We start from the raw sequence: 15908 nt of genomic DNA, 5'->3' as shown, positions 1-15908 counted from the left end.
GTTCGGTAGTGGACTCCGCACCCGGTGAAGTCGGTCACCGAGGGGCCCGTGACCTCGAAACTGTGGCCATCTTCACCCGTTCCAGGCCTTCTTGAACGGTGCGGAAACCGACCACTTCGACGCCTTCGAGCGCGGCGGCGATCACCCCGCCCGGATCGGCCGGGCTCACCGCGACCACGGCCGGGTCCTCCTGCACGGCGGCACCGACGACCTCAGCCGCATCGCCGAGCACGCCCGCGTAGATCACCTCGATGCCTTCGTCACGCAGGGCGCGCGCGAGTTCGGGACTGCCGTCACCTTCCGGCGCGCTTTCCAGTGCGGCCAGCAGGACGCGCGGCGGCACGCTCACGGCTTCTCTTCGGCGGCGCGGGTGACGAATCCCGCGGCGATCCCGGTCGCGATGGCGGCGGCGATCGACAGCCACAGGCCGATGCCGATGGCGGATCCGTCCAGTTCACCGCCGACCAGCGGGAATTCCGCGGCCCGCAGGACCAGGACGAGGAACACGCCGAGCAGCAGCGCGAAGGCCCGCATCGGGCGGCTGTACAGCGCGAGCCCAAGCGCGACGAGCACGGCCACCACGGCGATGACCGCGCCCCACCAGGACGCGCCGAAGCCGGTGATCAGGGTCGGCGGGTCGTAGTCCGGCGCGGTGACCACCGGCACGACGAACGCGGCGACGGCGAGCACGCCCGCGGCCACCACCGGGGTGGTCGCGCTGCTCGCCGGGCGCCTGCCATCGTCGTTCTCGCGCTCGACCATGCCCGCGACGGCCGAGCAGATGCCGGTCACCACGGCGGCGAACAAGGCGACGGAGGTCCACGTCACCCCGGCGCCGGGGCTGAGCACGCCGCCGAAGCGGGACGCGGTGAGCACGGTGTCCAGCACGGCGGTCCCGGCGAGCGGCACCACCACCCAGGCCACCGACAGCGCCGGGCGCAGGGTCTCGCCGGTGCCGGGCAGGAGCATGGCCAGGCCGAGGACGCCGAGCAGGATCCCGGCGACCACGAGCAGCAGCGCGGCGGGCGACTTCGGCGCGTCGATGGCCGGGGACGAGCTGGTCACCTGCGCGGTCAGCCCGCCGAGCACGGCGGCCGCGGCGGTGAGGACGGCGAGGGCGCCGGTCGCCAGCTCCAGCCGCCGGCGGCCGGGCAGCTTGGCTTCCTCGGCGACGTCGGGGTCTTCGTTCAGCTGCGTGCCTTCTTGACGCGCGATGGCGAGCGCGGCCAGCCCGAGCGCGGCGACGATCGCCACCACCGGCCCGGCGCTGACGCCGGCGTCCTTCACGGCGAACCCGGCGATGAGGTTCGGCACCGCGACCGCGAGCACGGCGAACGCGAGGCCGAGCACGCTGCCCCTGGCCGCGGCGCGCAGCCCGGAGCCGAAGGCCAGCGCGGCACCGAGCGGCATGGCGAAGGCGAGGAGCAGGCCGCCGGTGAGCACCGGCCAGGGGGATTCGAAGGCGTTGCGGGCGGGCAGGTAAGGGTCGGCGGACTCGAAGGGCGCCATGACCAGCCCGACCCCGGCGACGACGGTCAGCCCGATCGCGAGCACCACCAGCCGCGGGCCGCCGGGAAGGTCGGTGCCCTCGGCCTCGGCCTCGCGCCTGGTGAACTGGACGGCGGCGATCCCCGCGGCCGCGGTCAGCACGTGCCCGGCGAGCAGCAGCCAAAGCCCGACGCCGGGGGTGCCGGCCTCGAGCTGGGTGGGCACGTGCAGTTCGGGACGGGCGGCGTTGGAGAGATCGACGAGCAGCTGGAGGTCGAGCAGCAACCGCCCGGGCGCGAGCACCGCCGCCCCGGCGAGCACCCCGGCGGCGAGCGTGGGGCGCTTGCCCGCGACCGCGAACACGGCGGCCGCGGCGGGCAGCAACGCCAGCACGATCAGGGGCAGCGCACTCGAGTAGCCAGGGTGGGCGTCACCGACCGCGGGAAGGACACCGCCGGCCGCGAGCAGCAGCGCGCCGAGCACGCCGCAGGTCAGCGCGCCGGACAGGAGACCGGGCTGCCGTTGCGGGGTGAGCGTCGACGGCCGAGCGCTGGAAGTCATCGGGAGGACGCTAGCAACGGTCGTCGCGGGCCGGTCGAGCAACCTGCCGCGGAGCCAGGCGTCTCACGCATATCGCTCCATCGGGGGAGAGCGACGGGACCCTGTTTCACCCCCGAGGCGACGGGTAACCACCTGATAGGAGCCACCGGGGACAACGGGGAATCGGGGCTTCGGGGACAGGCGTTCCGCAGCACGGGGCAGCGGTACGCCATCGGTAAGGCCGCCCGCGCTCGTGGGCGGTTGGTGGGACCGAGCCTGCGCTCGTGGGCGCCGGCCCGGGGGATGTTTGCCGAGCGGGATGCCAGCGGGGGCGTCTGCGCTTGTGGCATTGCGCTTGTGGCATTGCGCTTGTGGCATTGCGCTTGTGGCATTGCGCCCGTGGCCTGGGGCGCCTGGCTGCGCGGAACTCTTCTGCGGGAATGCGAATCAGCGCGGACCCGACTCGAACGTGGGCTTCAGCTCCCAAACATGGGTTTCGGCTACCTGAGTGTGCAGTTCGGGCGCCTGAACGTGAGGTTCGGCTACCTACCATGTGGGGCTCACCTGCGTGGACGCGGTGTTTGCCCGCCCGCCTGAACATGGAACTCGACTGTCTTGATGTCGAACTGGGCTACCTGAGTGTGGACTTCAGGCGCCTGAACGTGAGGTTCGGCTGCATGGGCGTGGGACTCGGGGCTGCCCGAATGCAGGACTCGCCCCTCCTGAACGTGGGCTTCAGCGGCGCGAGTGCGGGGCTCGAGTGCCTGAACGTTGAGTTCGGCTGCCTGAGCGTGAGGTTCAGGTGCTTGAACGTGAGGGTCGCCTGCCTGGACGGGGCTCGGCTGCCTGGACGTGGGACTCGGCTGCCTGAATGTCGAACTCGGCTACCTGAATGTGGAGTTCGGACGCCTGAATGTGGGGTTCAACTGCGGGAACGTGGGGTTCGGGTGCTCGAACGTGGGCTTCAGCTGCCTGAGCGTGAGGTTCGACTGCACGGGCGTGAGGTTCGGACGCCTGAGCGTGGGGTTCGGGCGCATGGACGTGGAGTTCGGCTGCCTGGACGTGGGGTTCGGGCGCCTGAACGTGAGGTTCGGCTGCCTGGGCGTGGGGTTCGGGCGTCTGGGCGTGAGGTTCGGGTGCATGGGTGTGGGACTCGGGTGGCTGGGTGTGGGGGGCGGATGAAGGTGGGGGTGAGCGGGGAGGGGTGCGCGGGGTGGCGGGGAGGGATGGGCCAGAGGGGAGGGCGGAGGGGGTGTGAGCTGGGGGTTTGGGGGGAGTGGGGTGGGTCGGATGGGTGAAGGGGGTGGGTGGGGGCGGGTGCAACGGTTTATTCCGGGGGTTGACCGGGTAAATCCAAGGGGTCGGGAGCGGAATGCGTGATTTGTGACCTGGGCCACGGCCCGGGACGTGTTGCTCAGCTCACACCGACGGCGTAATCGGGTGTCTACTTTGGGTTATAAGCACTGCTAGTGCGCGCGCGCTTCGGCCTCGTTCGGCCGATACGCCTGCTGCGCCTTGCCCCGGGCGGTGCCCCTTCGTTACTGTCCCCGGGTCCCCATTACAGTCAGGTCACGAATAGGACGTCGAGCAACCACCCCCGAGGTTGCTCACCGGGATCCCCCGCCCGGCAGTCCGGACGCGAGACCTGATTCCCCGAAGATGGAAGGCCCCGTAGTCTTGGCTCGACACCGCTCCCCCGGCGGCCAAGTTCCTTCCCCGGCGCTCGAAGACGCACTCGACGGTGCGGTCGTCCGAGTCCGGGGGACCCACCGGCTACCCCCGCCCCCCTCCGCTCTCCGTGGCCGCGTCGTGGTCGCCGCTGTCGCCGCTGGTGCGTTCGCCGCCGCGGCCGCCGGCTCGACGCTGCAGTCCCTCGGTGCCGACTCCGACGCCAACGTGACGCCGCTGGCCACCTCCCGTGACGCCAGTGCCGCCTTCGGCGTCGGTGGCGACACCAAGGCCAGCGCTCCCGAACTGCTCCCCGTCGCGCTGAGCAGCGACGCCTCCGCCGAGGTCCAGAAGCTGGACGACAGCGCGTCGGTGACCAACGCCCGCGTGGAACGCGAGGCGGAGGAAAAGCGCAAGAAGGAAGAAGAGGCCAAGCGGCCCAAGATTGTGAACCCGTGCCCCGCGGCCCGGTTCACCTCCGGCTTCGGTGCCCGCTGGGGCGCCAGCCACAACGGCATCGACCTCGCCGCCCCGATCGGCACCCCGATCCTCGCGGCTGCCGAAGGCACCGTGATCGAGGCCGGCTCGGCCAGCGGCTTCGGCCTCTGGGTCCGCGTCCAGATGGACGACGGCACGATCCACGTCTACGGCCACATGAACAGCTTCTCCGTCCGCACCGGCCAGAAGGTCAAGGCGGGCGAGCAGATCGCCGAGGTCGGCAACCGCGGTCAGTCCACCGGCCCGCACCTGCACTTCGAGGTGTGGACCGCGGGCGGCAAGAAGATCGACCCGAGCCCCTGGCTGCGCGAGCGCGGCGTCAAGATCTGATCCTTCCGGATCCTCCGGTGGATGGCCCTCGCTCGTCGTAGGCGAGGGCTGTCCGCCACAGGCGCACCCATCACAGGCACACCGCGTCACGCCGTCCGGGCCTTCGGCGTGCGCGGACCGTGCGGTGCCCACCTGACCCGGCCGCGCGGAACACCTCAGCGTCGACTGCCAGCGCGCCGCCCGCCTGGGCGAGCGCAGCGCTTTCCGCGAGGTGGCCGCGCACGCCGGGCTCGTTCCACCGGTGCTCCACATGTCGTTTCTCCTGTTCCCGGGGGGTACAGGACCCCGCCCGCTCGTCGAACTCCTGTTCGACACTCTTTATAGCGGGCGGGTACGACAGTTTTAGAGCTTCACCATCGGCACGCTGCCGATGAGCATCAGCTTGACCTTGCCGGCGGCACCGAAGTCGATGGTCGCGGTGGCGCGGGGACCGGCGCCGTCGGCCGCGACGACGGTGCCGAGGCCGTACTTGTCGTGGCTCACGCGGTCGCCGACGTCCAGTTTCAGGGCCACGGTGTCCTTCCAGCCCTTGAAGTTCGTCGTGCGCATCCCGCGCGAGGACAGGCCTGCCTGCGCCGAGTCGCCGCCGAACGAGGACGAGCGGCTGCCCCAGGTGGTCGCCGCCCGCGGGGAACCGGAGCGGAAGCCACCGCGCGCGGGCTCCTCCCGCCGCCAGTCGAGCAGGTCGGCCGGGATCTCGTCCAGGAAGCGCGAAGCCGGGTTCGACATGGGCTGACCCCAGGCCGTGCGCGCGACCGCCCTGGAGACGTACAGCCGCTGCCGCGCGCGCGTGATGGCCACGTAGGCCAGCCGCCGCTCCTCGGCCAGTTCCGCGGGCTCCGAGAGCGCGCGCATGTGCGGGAAGATGCCGTCCTCCCAGCCGGTGCAGAACACCACCGGGTACTCCAGGCCCTTCGCGGTGTGCACGGTCATCAGCGTGACCACACCCGCGTCGTCGCCGTCCTCGCCGTCCGGTGACGGGATCGAGTCGGCGTCCGCGACCAGCGACACGCGCTCCAGGAACGCGGGCAGCGAGCCCGGGACCACCACGGTGTCCTCCGGCGGCGGGGTGATCTCCGCGGCCATTTCGCCGAATTCCCTGGCCACGGTGACCAGTTCGGTCAGGTTCTCCACCCGCGAGGCGTCCTGCGGGTCGTCGGAGTCCTCCAGCTCCTGGCGGTAGCCGGTGCGCTCCAGCACGGCTTCGAGGATGTCGGCCACGTCGGCCTCCTCCTCGACCAGCTCGCCGAGGTTGTCCATCAGCTCCATGAAGCCCGCGATGGCCTTCTGCGACCGCGGGTTCATCAGCGCGACCTTGCCGTCGACGGACTCGCGCAGCGCCGCGGCGAACGAGATCCGCTCACGCTCGGCGTGCGCGGCCACCACGGCTTCGGCCCGGTCGCCGATGCCGCGCTTGGGCACGTTGAGGATGCGGCGCAGGCTGACCGTGTCCTCCGGGTTGGCCAGCACACGCAGGTAGGCCAGCATGTCGCGGACCTCGCGGCGCTCGTAGAACCGCACCCCGCCGACCACGCGATAGGGCAGGCCGAGCCGGATGAAGATCTCCTCGAACACCCGCGACTGGTTGTTCGTGCGGTAGAACACGGCCACGTCGCCGTAGGTCGCGGCGCCCGAATCGGCCAGCTCGTCGATCTCACGGGCGACGAAGGCGGCCTCGTCGTGCTCGTTGTCGGCCACGTAGCCGACGATCTTCTCGCCGTCGCCGGAATCGGTCCACAGGCGCTTGGCGCGGCGGTTCGGGTTGCGCGCGATCACCGCGTTCGCCGCGGAGAGGATCGTCTGCGTGGAGCGGTAGTTCTGCTCCAGGAGGATGGTGTGCGCGTCGACGAAGTCGCGCTCGAACTCCTCGATGTTGCGGATGGTCGCGCCGCGGAAGGCGTAGATCGACTGGTCCGCGTCACCGACCACGCACAGCTCGCCCGGCTCCACCCCGGACGCGGTGGTCCCGGTGCCGACCAGCTCGCGGACCAGGGTGTACTGCGCGTGGTTGGTGTCCTGGTACTCGTCGACCAGCACGTGCCGGAACCGCCGCCGGTAGTACTCGGCGACCTCCGGGAAGTTCTTCAGCAGCTCGACCGTGCGCATGATCAGGTCGTCGAAGTCCATCGCGTTGGCCTGGCCGAGGCGCAGCTGGTACTCCGCGTAGGCCTCGGCGACCCGGCGCTCCAGGTCGTTGGTGGCCCTGGCCTTGGCGTCCTCGGCGTCGAGCAGCTCGTTCTTCAGGTTCGAGATGTGGATGGCCAGCGTGCGCGCCGGGTACCGCTTCGGGTCCAGGTCGAGGTCGCGGGCGACCAGCGTGATCAGGCGCTTGGTGTCGTCGGAGTCGTAGATGGAGAAGCTGGAAGTCATGCCGAGGGTCTTGGCCTCGCGGCGCATGATCCGCACGCACATGGAGTGGAAGGTGGAGACCCACATCGCGTTGGCGCGCTTGCCGACCAGCTCGGTGACCCGGTCGCGCATCTCGGCGGCGGCCTTGTTGGTGAAGGTGATGGCGAGGATCTGGCCGGGGTGCGCGCCGCGCTCGGCGAGCAGGTAGGCGATCCGCCTGGTGAGCACCCTGGTCTTGCCCGAGCCCGCGCCCGCGACGACCAGCAGCGGCGCACCGGCGTGCGTGACCGCGGCGCGCTGGGCGGGGTTGAGGTCGGCGAGCAGGGCGGGCTCGCCGGCGGGTGCGGGGAGATCGAAGAGGGTGTCCATCGCCTGACCACGTTACTCGGCGGGACCGACGGAGTACGGCACCGGACGTAGGTGGCGAAGCCGCTCCGGGACCGATGCCGGGGCGGGCGGGCGGCGCGCAGCATGGGGGCATGTCCAGCACAGAGCCCACACCAGCCAGGATCCGCGCTTCGGACGCCGAACGCGAGCGGATCGCCACCCGAGTCCAGTCCGCCGGCGCGGCGGGCAGGCTCACCATCACCGAGACCGACGAGCGGGTCGCCGCGGTCTACGCCGCCACCTACACCGACGAACTGGGCGGGCTGACCGCCGACCTGCCACCGGAGCGGCCGCCGGTCCGCCGCCCGCCGGTCCGCGCGCTGCGGCTGCACGCCACGATCGCCGCGGCGGTCTCCGTGCTGCTGGTGGTGCGCTGGGTGGTTTCCGGCGCCGAGTTCTTCTGGCCCGTGGTGCCCGTTTTCTGGCTCGCGGTCAGCGTCGCGGTGCACGCCTGGCTGCGCGGGCTCCCCGCCCGGCGGCGTGACGTTGTGCCATACTGAGGGTGTGCGGCACAACCACCGATTTTTCTACGGGACCCGGACTCCGGCTCCCGTGATCGCGTAGTGCCGCAACGCAATCACCACGAAGCCCCGGAGTCCACGGACCCGGGGCTTTCGCAGGCTTTGGGACCCGCAGCGGATCCGGACCCGAGCACGGAGGTCCCGATGAACCCCCAGACCGACGAACCCAGTGACATCCAGGAAGACGTGCAGGACATCGACGCCCTCCGCCAGGAGATCGACTGGCTCGACAAGGAGATCCTGCGCCTGGTGAAGCGCCGGGTCGAGGTGTCGAAGACGATCGGCGCCGCGCGGATGGCCGCCGGTGGCACGCGCATCGTCTACAACCGCGAGATGGACGTGCTCGCCCGCTACCGCGAACTCGGCCCGGAAGGCCGCGAACTGGCGATGGCGCTGCTGAACCTCGGACGCGGGCGACTCGGCCGATAACCGGTAACGATGCCGGAAGTTCAGGGTGAGCCCTGAGCCGCGGCGGGCCGGATGCGGGCACACTGGGCACATGGGAACGATCGTCAACCTGATCGCCGTCGTGGTGGCCATCGCCGGTCTGCTCGCCGCGCTCGGTCACGCCGGTTACCTCGCGATGCTGAACAAGGCCGCCAAGGACCGCGCGGGCGGTTCGCCGATCTCGCAGTACGTCCGCAGCCGCTGGGCGGTGGCCGGTGGGACCACCGCCGCCTCGTTGCTGGCGCTGTTGATCACCGGTAGCGAGGCGATCCCGATGGACGTCATCGCGATCCTGCTCGCGGGTGGCAGCGGAGCCGTGGCGACCAAGGCGCTGCAGTCCACCCAGCAGAGGTACCGCAGCGGCGGCTGAGCACCGGAAAGCACACTCAGAGCGGCGGCGGAAGGTGCCGTTGGTGGGCCACCACCCGCCCGGCACGCCCGTCGGAGTGAATTTTCTGCAAGTTGCAGAATCGATGGCGCGTTCTCGGCCTGGGCCTTCTACTCTGGTCACGAGAGGACCCGCGTGTCAGTTCGGGCAGGCGAGGCCGGTGGACACTCATGTGCACAGTCGAATGCTCGTGCATCTGGGCTGTGCAGATGCTCCGGTAAGCCAGTCCGCTGCTCGTCCGATCGGGTCGAACCGGGACGGACCGCCGTCACCACCGGCAGGGAGGAGGGGTCCACCCACCATGAACGGCAGGATCGACGCCACCGGACATGGCCGCCACCGGCACCGGCGCGGCTCCGGTACCTGGACCCCGGCCGTACCGCCGCTCCAGGGCCACCAGTCCCACCGCGCGTACGGCACCACCAGCACCCTCGAGTCACCGCTCGAGCGCACCGACCCCGGCTTCCGCGCCGCCCGCGGCGTGCTGCCGATCCCGCCGGCCCCGCTCGAGCGGCTCACCCCGCCGCCGCTGCCGAGCCAGCGCGTCGACTCCCGTCCCCCGGCGCTGGTCCCGGCCGACGCCGAGCGCACGGACGAGCTGAAGCCGGTGCGCCGCACCAAGGTCACGCTGACGCCGCCGCCCCCGCCCGTCGTGCCCGATGACGAGTACGACGACGACACGCGCATCTTCGTCGCGCCGCCGGTGGACGGCCTGGGCACCTTCGACATCGGCACCGTCCCCGCCTCGGTGACCCCGCCGCGGACCTGGCGCAAGGCCGCCTGGTTCGCCGCCGCCTCCTCCGGTGGCGTGGTGGTCGCGATGCTGTGCGCCGGCACGTTCCTGGTCGGCCAGCAGCCGACCGGCGAGCCCCGCGCGATCGACGGCTGGCCCGGCGAGAACGGCGGCGGCAGCCACCCGCTGGTCCAGGGAGACCTGCCGTTGCCCGGCGACGGCACGGGCACCGGGACCAGCGACGAGCCGACGGACTCGGTGGTCGCGGTGCCGGACACCGAGCTGCCGGTGTCCAGCGACGAGCCCGAGGCCGATATCGGCGAAGCGCCGTCCTCCACGTTGGGCGGCGGCCCTCCGAGCAACAACTCACCCAGTTCACCCGGCACGCCCGCCGAGACCCAGCCGGACAGCAGCAAGCCCAAGCCCGAGCTGAAGAAGCCGCCGGAGAAGCCGGCCCAGCGCGATTTCGAGAAGCAGCGCTACTTCACCGGCTACGACGCGGAGGCCATGGCGGACCACTCGGAGCAGTTCTTCAACACCGTCACCGAGGACCCGGGCTCGGCCGCCGCGCTGACGGAGGGCGAGCTGCAGAAGCAGGGCGCCTCCGGGCTTCGAGAGAGCTACTCCGACGTGGCGTACTTCGAGGTCAAGCACATCTACGTGGACCCGAACGACGGGGTCACGCTGAACACCGTCGAGGTCACCCACGAGGACGGCAGCAAAACCACCGAACAACGGACGCTGGTGTTCAGCGAGAACGACAAGATCACCGACGACGGCCGCTGAGACACGCCGGGGCGTTACCACCAAGCGCTGGGCCGTCGGCCCAGCGCCGAGCGGGCCCCGATTGGGCCATGTGAGTGGCCCTGACTGCCGTTCGTCGTGCCTGAGCGGCTATCCGCCGATCGAGGGTGGCTCCGACGCGTACCCGTTCGGTTACCTGGAGGCGTGCACGAGACAACCGGTATCCAGGCGGAGCCGGCCAGGACCCGCGTGGAGGACATCGTTCCGCCGGACATCCTCGCCGACCCCCTGATCGACCGCGCGCACCTCGAACAGGTGCTCGCCGCGCCGGAGAAGTTCCTGCCCAAACCGGTCCACCAGGCCGTCGCCGAGCCGGAACGCCCACCCCAGGAGCCGGAGAGCCGGTTCGCCCGGCGGTCCAAGATGCTCGGCCTGCTGGGCGCCGCGGCCCTGCTGACCGGCTCGATCGCCGCCGCGGCGATGCTGCGCGACCGCCCGCCCGAGCATTCCGGGCTCGGCGTCACCCAGCCCTCCGACGCCGGGATCACCGGCGCGGCCGCGCTGGGCGCGTTCGCCATCCCGTCGCCCCGCGGCCCCTCGGCCACCGGCCCGACGCTGCCCGCGACCTCCGAAACCACACCGGTCACGCAGCCGGGCACCTCGCCGGCCGGGAATCCGGTGGCGCCCGTGGTGCCCGAAGCGGTGACCCCGGCGGCAGGCACCTCCACCTCGGCACCGGCGTCCAAGCGCGAGCTGGTCGAGCGGTTCTACCGGCAGGTGGACGTCAACCCGAGCGGCGCGCTGAAGATGCTGACCGGCGCCGTCGCCGGGGAGCAGCCCGGCGACCTCGTCCGCGCCTGGAGCGCGATGGATTCGGTGCGGGTGGAAAGCGCGCGGGAGCAGCCGGACGGATCGGTGCTCGCGTTGGTCACCATGCTCGACGACGACGGCCGCCAGCTGCGGATCACCCAGCAGCTGTGGTTCACCGGCGCCGACGGCGGGTTGATCTCCCAGGCCCGGCTGTTGTCGGCCCAGCACACCTCCTAAGCTCTTCGCCGTTCGGGTGACGAGGCCCACCCGCGCGCTGGGTGCCACCCGTGTGTGCGCAGAGTTAACGCCCTAGCCTTGTCACGAGACGGTCTCGGCAAACCCGGCCCACAGACCGTCCCACTGTGCATACGCTCAGCGGGCAGGATTTCCACCACCGCGAGCCCGCGGAGCACCAGAAGGAGGTCGCGTGAGCGACGAGGGTCGCCTGGTCGCCGGCCGGTATCGCATCGTCCAGCGCATCGGTACCGGCGCGATGGGCGCCGTCTGGCAAGCGCACGACGAGGTGCTGGCGCGCACGGTCGCGATCAAGCAACTGCTGCTGCAGCCGGGACTGGACGGGCACGAAGCCGAGGACGCCCGGCAGCGCACCATGCGCGAAGGCCGGATCGCCGCCCGGCTGCACCACCCGAACGCGATCACCGTGTTCGACGTGGTCGCCGACGAGAACGGCCAGCCCTGCCTGATCATGGAGTACCTGAACTCCACGAGCCTGGCGCAGGTGCTGCACGAGCACAAAACGCTGCCGCCGATGGAGGTGGCGCGGATCGGCACGCAGATCGCGGCGGCGCTGAAGGAGGCGCACGCGGTCGGCATCGTGCACCGCGACATCAAGCCGGGCAACATCCTGATCGCCGGCAACGGCCACGTGAAGATCACCGACTTCGGCATCTCGCGGGCCAAGGACGACGTCACCGTGACCAAGACCGGCATGATCGCCGGCACGCCCGCCTACCTGGCGCCCGAGGTGGCCATCGGCGGCGACCCCGGCCCCGAGTCGGACGTGTTCTCGCTGGGGTCGACGCTGTACGCGGCCTGCGAGGGCCAGCCGCCGTTCGGGCTGAGCGAGAACACGCTGAGCCTGCTGCACGCGGTGGCCGCCGGGCAGATCAACCCGCCGCGTCAGTCCGGGCCGATGGCCAGCGTGCTCGCGGTGATGCTGCACCCCGAGGTCGACCACCGGCCGACCGCCGAGGAGTGCGAGGACCTGCTGGACGCGGTCGCGCGCGGCGAGACCCCGCTCGGCGGCCCGACCGAGGTGCACGCCTCGCCCGCGGCGGCCGCCGCCGGAGCGGGCGCGATCGCCGGTGCGCTGGGCACGCAGATGCTGCCGGAACCGGACGGGATGTCCGGTGGTTACTCCGGGACCCTGTCCGACACCCCGGCCGCCGGTGGGTTCTACGACGACCGCCCGGACGACGGTTACCCGCCCGGTGAGGGCTACCCGGACGAGGACTACGACAGCGACCGGTTCCGCGCCGCCGGCGCGGGCACCGCGGTCGCCCCCGTGCCGTCGCAGCCCCACCGCGACGAGTACGACGACTACCAGCCGGAGCCGCAGCGGACCCCGCCGCCGCCCGCCGACGACCGCGCCGGTGCGTGGAAGAAGCCTGCCGTGATCGGCGGCATCGTGCTGGTGGCGCTGGTCGCGCTCGGCGCGTGGATCTTCATTCCCAGCGACAACCCCACGGGCGACACCGGCCCGATCGTGCCGCCGCCCGCCTCCACCTCGAGCGCGCCGTCGAGCACGGAAAGCTCGGCCGAGGAGTCGGCTTCGGAAGAGCCGCCGGACGATCCTGGACCGACCAGGCCGGCGTCCTCCGCACCGCCGAAGGACGACGACCCGCCGGCGGCCAGCAATCCGAACCCGACGTCGAACAAGCCGCCGTCGTCGAAACCGAAGCCGCCGTCGGACCCGCCGGACCCGTCGACCGAGCCGAGCGGACCGCCCGTCTCGGAGTAGGCAGGCTCACGGTCGCCGCGGCGCGACGGCAGTCGATCACCGGTTACTGTGGATGCCTTGGATGACCAGACCCCCCGGAACGTCGGCGTGACAGAGGTAGTTGATTGAGTTCTCAGGGCGCGCTCATCAGTGGCCGCTACCGGCTGGACCAGCCGATCGGCCGCGGGCGAGCGGGAATCGTCTGGATGGCGTACGACACGCGCCTGCACCGCAACGTGGCCGCGAAACGGCTCTACCTGCCTCCCGGACTCGATCCGCAGCAGGCGGAGCACGCGCGGGCGATCGCCATGCAGCAGGGCCACGACGCCACCCGGATCTCGCACGCCTGCGCGATCACCGTGCACGACGTGGTCCGCGACGGCGCCGACGTCTGGCTGGCGATGGAGTACGTGCCGTCGCGGAACATGGTCGACTTCCTGTCCGAGTACGGCAGGCTCACCCCGGAACAGGCCGCCTTCCTGGGCGTCCAACTGGGGTCGGCGCTGATCACCGCGCACGCCTCCGGCATCCCGCACCGCGGTCTGCAGCCGAGCAACGTGCTGCTCGCCGACGACGGCGGGGTCAAGCTCACCGACATCGGCATCTCGGGCTGGCTCGATCCGGCCTACCTCTCGCCCGAGGTGCGGCGTGGCGAGGTACCGACCACCGCGTCGGACGTCTATTCGCTGGGCGCGACCCTGTTCGCCGCGGTGGAGGGCGTGCCGCCGACCGGTCCCGACGGCACCGGCCCGCAGGTGCAGCCGAACCACACCGGGGTGCTCTCCGGCGCGCTGTCGAAGATGCTGCGCACGGACCCGATCACCCGGCCGACGATGTCCGACATCATCACCTCGCTCAAGGCGATCACCGACGGCAGGCAGACCGCCTTCATCCCGCCGACCGCGACCGCGTTGCCGCAGGTCACCACCCCTCCGCCGCCGCCACAGCACCACGGCGCCACGGCCCACCACCAGACCCGCGTCGGCGAGATCGCCCCGGTCCCGGCCGAGCAGGCGTCGTCCCGCCCGTCCGGCGATCAGATCCGCCGCTGGGTGGTGATGGCGCTGGCCATCTTCTTCGCGGTGGCCATGGGCATCGCGTTCACCGAGTTGTTCCTGGTCTGACCGAGGCCGCCCGCAGGCCGTCCACCAGGTGGCGGACCACCGGCAGGCCACGCGCGTGCCAGGCCACCGCCGCGTGGATGCAGCGCACCACGTCCGGCCGGACCACCGGGCGCACGACCACGCCGGGGTGCGGTGAACCGAGGCCCAGTTCGGGGATCAGCATCACGCCGAGCCCGGCGGCGATGAACCCCTGCGCGGTCGCGTAGTCCTCGCATTCGACGGCGAACTCCGGCGTGAACCCGGCTTCGCCGCAGGCACCGAGCAGGATGTCCAGGCAGGGCCCGAGCGGGTCGATGGCGATCCACGGCTCGCCGCCGAGGTCCGCCAGCTCGATCACCTCCTTCGACGCCAGCGGGTGCGACTTCGGCAGCACGGCCCGGTACGGGTCGTCGAGCAGCGGGAACAGGTCGACGTTCTTCGCGGGCCGCCCCTGCTTCGGGAGCACGACGATGGCGAAGTCGGTCTCGCCGGATTCGACCGAGGGCAGCGGGTCCTCCGGCTCGGTCAGCTTCAGGCTGAGCCGGACGCCGGGGAAGTCGCGGCGCACGGCGGCGACCGCGGGCGGGACCAGCGCCGCGCCCGCGGTGGCGAAGTACCGGATGGACAGGCTGCCGGTGCGCCCGTCCTTCAACTCGGCCAACGCTGCTTCTGCCCGCAGAAGCTGGTTGCTCAGGAGTTCGGCGTGTTCGGCGAGCAGCAGGCCCGCCGGGGTGGGGCGCACGCCGCGGCCGACGCGTTCGAGCAGCGCGGTGCCCGCTTCCCGTTCCAGGGTGGACAGTTGCTGGCTGAGCGCGGACGGCGTGTAGCCCAGTGTCCGGGCCGCCGCGGAGATCGAACCGTTGGTGATCACCGCGTTCAGCACCTGCAGGCGCCGGATGTCCAGCATGGCCTGATCTTACAGTTCTGCTAACGAATCAGTGCAGAAGATTTCGCTTGTCCTTACCTCTCGTGGTGGCAAGGCTGGGCCGTGAGCAAGGGAGGCCTGGGGTGACCGAAACGAAGACCCTGTTGCGGATGGGCGCGCTCGCGCTGATGTGGGGGTCGAGCTTCTTCTGGATCAAACTCGGGCTGCACGCGTTCTCGCCGGTGCAGCTCGTGCTGGGCAGGCTGCTGCTGGGCGCCACCGTCCTGCTGCTGCTCTGCCTGCTCAACCGCCACCGGCTGCCCTCGGACCGGCGGCTGTGGTTCCACCTGGCCGTCGCCGGGCTGTTCCACTGCGCGCTGCCGTTCCTGCTCTTCGCGATCGGTGAGCAGACCGTGGACTCCGGCATCACCGGCGTGATCAACGCGACCACCCCGCTGTGGGCGCTGCTGGCCGCGGTGCTCTGGCGCATGGAGAAGCGGATGAGCGCCGCCAAGGGCGCCGGGCTGCTGCTCGGGCTGGCGGGCACCGTGCTCATCTTCGCCCCCTGGCAGGCGTCCGGCCTGCTCAGCTGGGGTGCGCTGGCCTGCCTCGCGGCCTCGGCCAGCTACGGGTTCGCCTTCGTCTACGAGGAGCGCAACCTCTCCCGCAGCGGGTCTTCGCCGGTGGTGCTCGCGGGCACGCAGATGCTTCTGGCCAGCGGGTTCCTGGTGCTGGCGATGCCGGTCGGGGGCACCACGCCGGTGCACTTCGACCTCGGTGCCTTCGTGGCGGTGGCGGTGCTCGGCGTGTTCTCCACCGGGATCGCCTTCGCGATGAACTACCGGCTGCTGGAGACCGAGGGCGCGGTGGCCACCTCGACCGTGGGTTACCTGCTGCCGGTGGTGTCGGTGCTGCTCGGGAGCCTGCTCCTCAGCGAGCAACTGGACCTGCGGGTGCTGGCCGGCATGGTCGTGGTGCTCGCGGGCGTCGCGCTGACCAGGGTCCGGCGGCGCACGAAGAACCCCGTGGACCTGGAGCTGGAGCCCGTCCCGGTGGAACCGGCCCCAGCCAAGTAGC

At 71.4% G+C, this 15908-nt stretch carries 13 protein-coding genes; 9 read left to right on the top strand and 4 right to left on the bottom strand.

The features are described 5' to 3' along the window. Window positions 1-34: 34 nt before the first annotated feature. Both JOM49_RS10460 and JOM49_RS10455 read right to left on the bottom strand, forming a co-directional pair. The gene (locus JOM49_RS10460; RefSeq protein WP_209664107.1) at window positions 35-349 is read right to left on the bottom strand and encodes a hypothetical protein; all 315 of its coding nucleotides are present in this window, start codon (window positions 347-349) and stop codon (window positions 35-37) included. Further along, window positions 346-2049: a hypothetical protein gene (locus JOM49_RS10455; protein WP_209664106.1), complete on the bottom strand. Its 1704-nt coding sequence runs from the start codon at window positions 2047-2049 to the stop codon at window positions 346-348. The genes JOM49_RS10460 and JOM49_RS10455 overlap by 4 nt, the downstream gene beginning before the upstream one ends. Before the next feature lie 1788 nt (window positions 2050-3837). On the opposite strand from JOM49_RS10455, the gene JOM49_RS10450 reads away from it, so the two are divergent. After that, window positions 3838-4524, top strand: a complete 687-nt coding sequence (locus JOM49_RS10450) for a M23 family metallopeptidase (protein WP_282769165.1) — start codon at window positions 3838-3840, stop codon at window positions 4522-4524. A gap of 342 nt (window positions 4525-4866) precedes the next feature. Here JOM49_RS10450 and pcrA read toward each other — a convergent pair whose 3' ends face one another. Further along, window positions 4867-7242 carry a DNA helicase PcrA gene (gene pcrA, locus JOM49_RS10445; protein WP_209664104.1) on the bottom strand — a complete coding sequence of 792 codons (2376 nt, stop codon included), beginning with the start codon at window positions 7240-7242 and terminating at the stop codon, window positions 4867-4869. Window positions 7243-7352: 110 nt separating this feature from the next. Between pcrA and JOM49_RS10440 the strand changes: the two genes are divergently transcribed. The 7 genes from JOM49_RS10440 (at window position 7353) to JOM49_RS10410 (ending at window position 13987) form a co-directional block, all read left to right on the top strand. Continuing rightward, complete coding sequence (locus tag JOM49_RS10440) at window positions 7353-7760, top strand: DUF1707 SHOCT-like domain-containing protein (protein ID WP_209664103.1); 408 nt, start codon at window positions 7353-7355, stop codon at window positions 7758-7760. A 165-nt stretch (window positions 7761-7925) separates the two neighbouring features. Continuing rightward, window positions 7926-8210, top strand: coding sequence for a chorismate mutase (locus JOM49_RS10435; protein ID WP_209664102.1), 285 nt, complete (start codon window positions 7926-7928; stop codon window positions 8208-8210). A 70-nt stretch (window positions 8211-8280) separates the two neighbouring features. Beyond that, the gene (locus JOM49_RS10430) at window positions 8281-8598 is read left to right on the top strand and encodes a hypothetical protein (protein ID WP_209664101.1); all 318 of its coding nucleotides are present in this window, start codon (window positions 8281-8283) and stop codon (window positions 8596-8598) included. A gap of 319 nt (window positions 8599-8917) precedes the next feature. Continuing rightward, a complete protein-coding gene (locus tag JOM49_RS10425) occupies window positions 8918-10135 on the top strand; it encodes a hypothetical protein (protein WP_245369284.1) in 1218 nt (405 codons plus the stop codon). Between the two features lie 162 nt (window positions 10136-10297). Next, on the top strand, window positions 10298-11140 hold the full coding sequence (locus JOM49_RS10420) for a hypothetical protein (RefSeq protein WP_209664100.1): 843 nt from the start codon (window positions 10298-10300) through the stop codon (window positions 11138-11140). A gap of 190 nt (window positions 11141-11330) precedes the next feature. Next, window positions 11331-12884 carry a serine/threonine-protein kinase gene (locus tag JOM49_RS10415; protein WP_209664099.1) on the top strand — a complete coding sequence of 518 codons (1554 nt, stop codon included), beginning with the start codon at window positions 11331-11333 and terminating at the stop codon, window positions 12882-12884. 104 nt (window positions 12885-12988) lie between these two features. Beyond that, window positions 12989-13987 (top strand): serine/threonine-protein kinase, encoded by a 999-nt coding sequence (locus tag JOM49_RS10410; protein ID WP_209664098.1) that lies wholly within the window; start codon window positions 12989-12991, stop codon window positions 13985-13987. Here the strand turns inward: JOM49_RS10410 and JOM49_RS10405 are convergent. After that, window positions 13965-14873: a LysR family transcriptional regulator gene (locus tag JOM49_RS10405; protein ID WP_209664097.1), complete on the bottom strand. Its 909-nt coding sequence runs from the start codon at window positions 14871-14873 to the stop codon at window positions 13965-13967. The genes JOM49_RS10410 and JOM49_RS10405 overlap by 23 nt on opposite strands. Window positions 14874-14974: 101 nt before the next feature. Here JOM49_RS10405 and JOM49_RS10400 point away from each other — a divergent pair, with 101 nt between their 5' ends. Next, window positions 14975-15907, top strand: coding sequence for a DMT family transporter (locus tag JOM49_RS10400; RefSeq protein WP_209664096.1), 933 nt, complete (start codon window positions 14975-14977; stop codon window positions 15905-15907). The last annotated feature ends 1 nt before the right edge of the window (window position 15908 follow it).

Source organism: Amycolatopsis magusensis (assembly GCF_017875555.1).
Classification (GTDB): domain Bacteria; phylum Actinomycetota; class Actinomycetes; order Mycobacteriales; family Pseudonocardiaceae; genus Amycolatopsis; species Amycolatopsis magusensis.
Note: the sequence above shows the minus strand (reverse complement) of the source record. Positions and strands in the feature narration are given on the sequence as shown.

Bases quoted from the DNA above. Each gene is read 5' to 3' on its own strand.
- JOM49_RS10455 (WP_209664106.1), bottom strand. From the start codon at position 2,049: ATGACTTCCAGCGCTCGGCCGTCGACGCTCACCCCGCAACGGCAGCCC.
- pcrA (WP_209664104.1), bottom strand. From the start codon at position 7,242: ATGGACACCCTCTTCGATCTCCCCGCACCCGCCGGCGAGCCCGCCCTG.
- JOM49_RS10440 (WP_209664103.1), top strand. From the start codon at position 7,353: ATGTCCAGCACAGAGCCCACACCAGCCAGGATCCGCGCTTCGGACGCC.
- JOM49_RS10435 (WP_209664102.1), top strand. From the start codon at position 7,926: ATGAACCCCCAGACCGACGAACCCAGTGACATCCAGGAAGACGTGCAG.
- JOM49_RS10430 (WP_209664101.1), top strand. From the start codon at position 8,281: ATGGGAACGATCGTCAACCTGATCGCCGTCGTGGTGGCCATCGCCGGT.
- JOM49_RS10425 (WP_245369284.1), top strand. From the start codon at position 8,918: ATGAACGGCAGGATCGACGCCACCGGACATGGCCGCCACCGGCACCGG.
- JOM49_RS10405 (WP_209664097.1), bottom strand. From the start codon at position 14,873: ATGCTGGACATCCGGCGCCTGCAGGTGCTGAACGCGGTGATCACCAAC.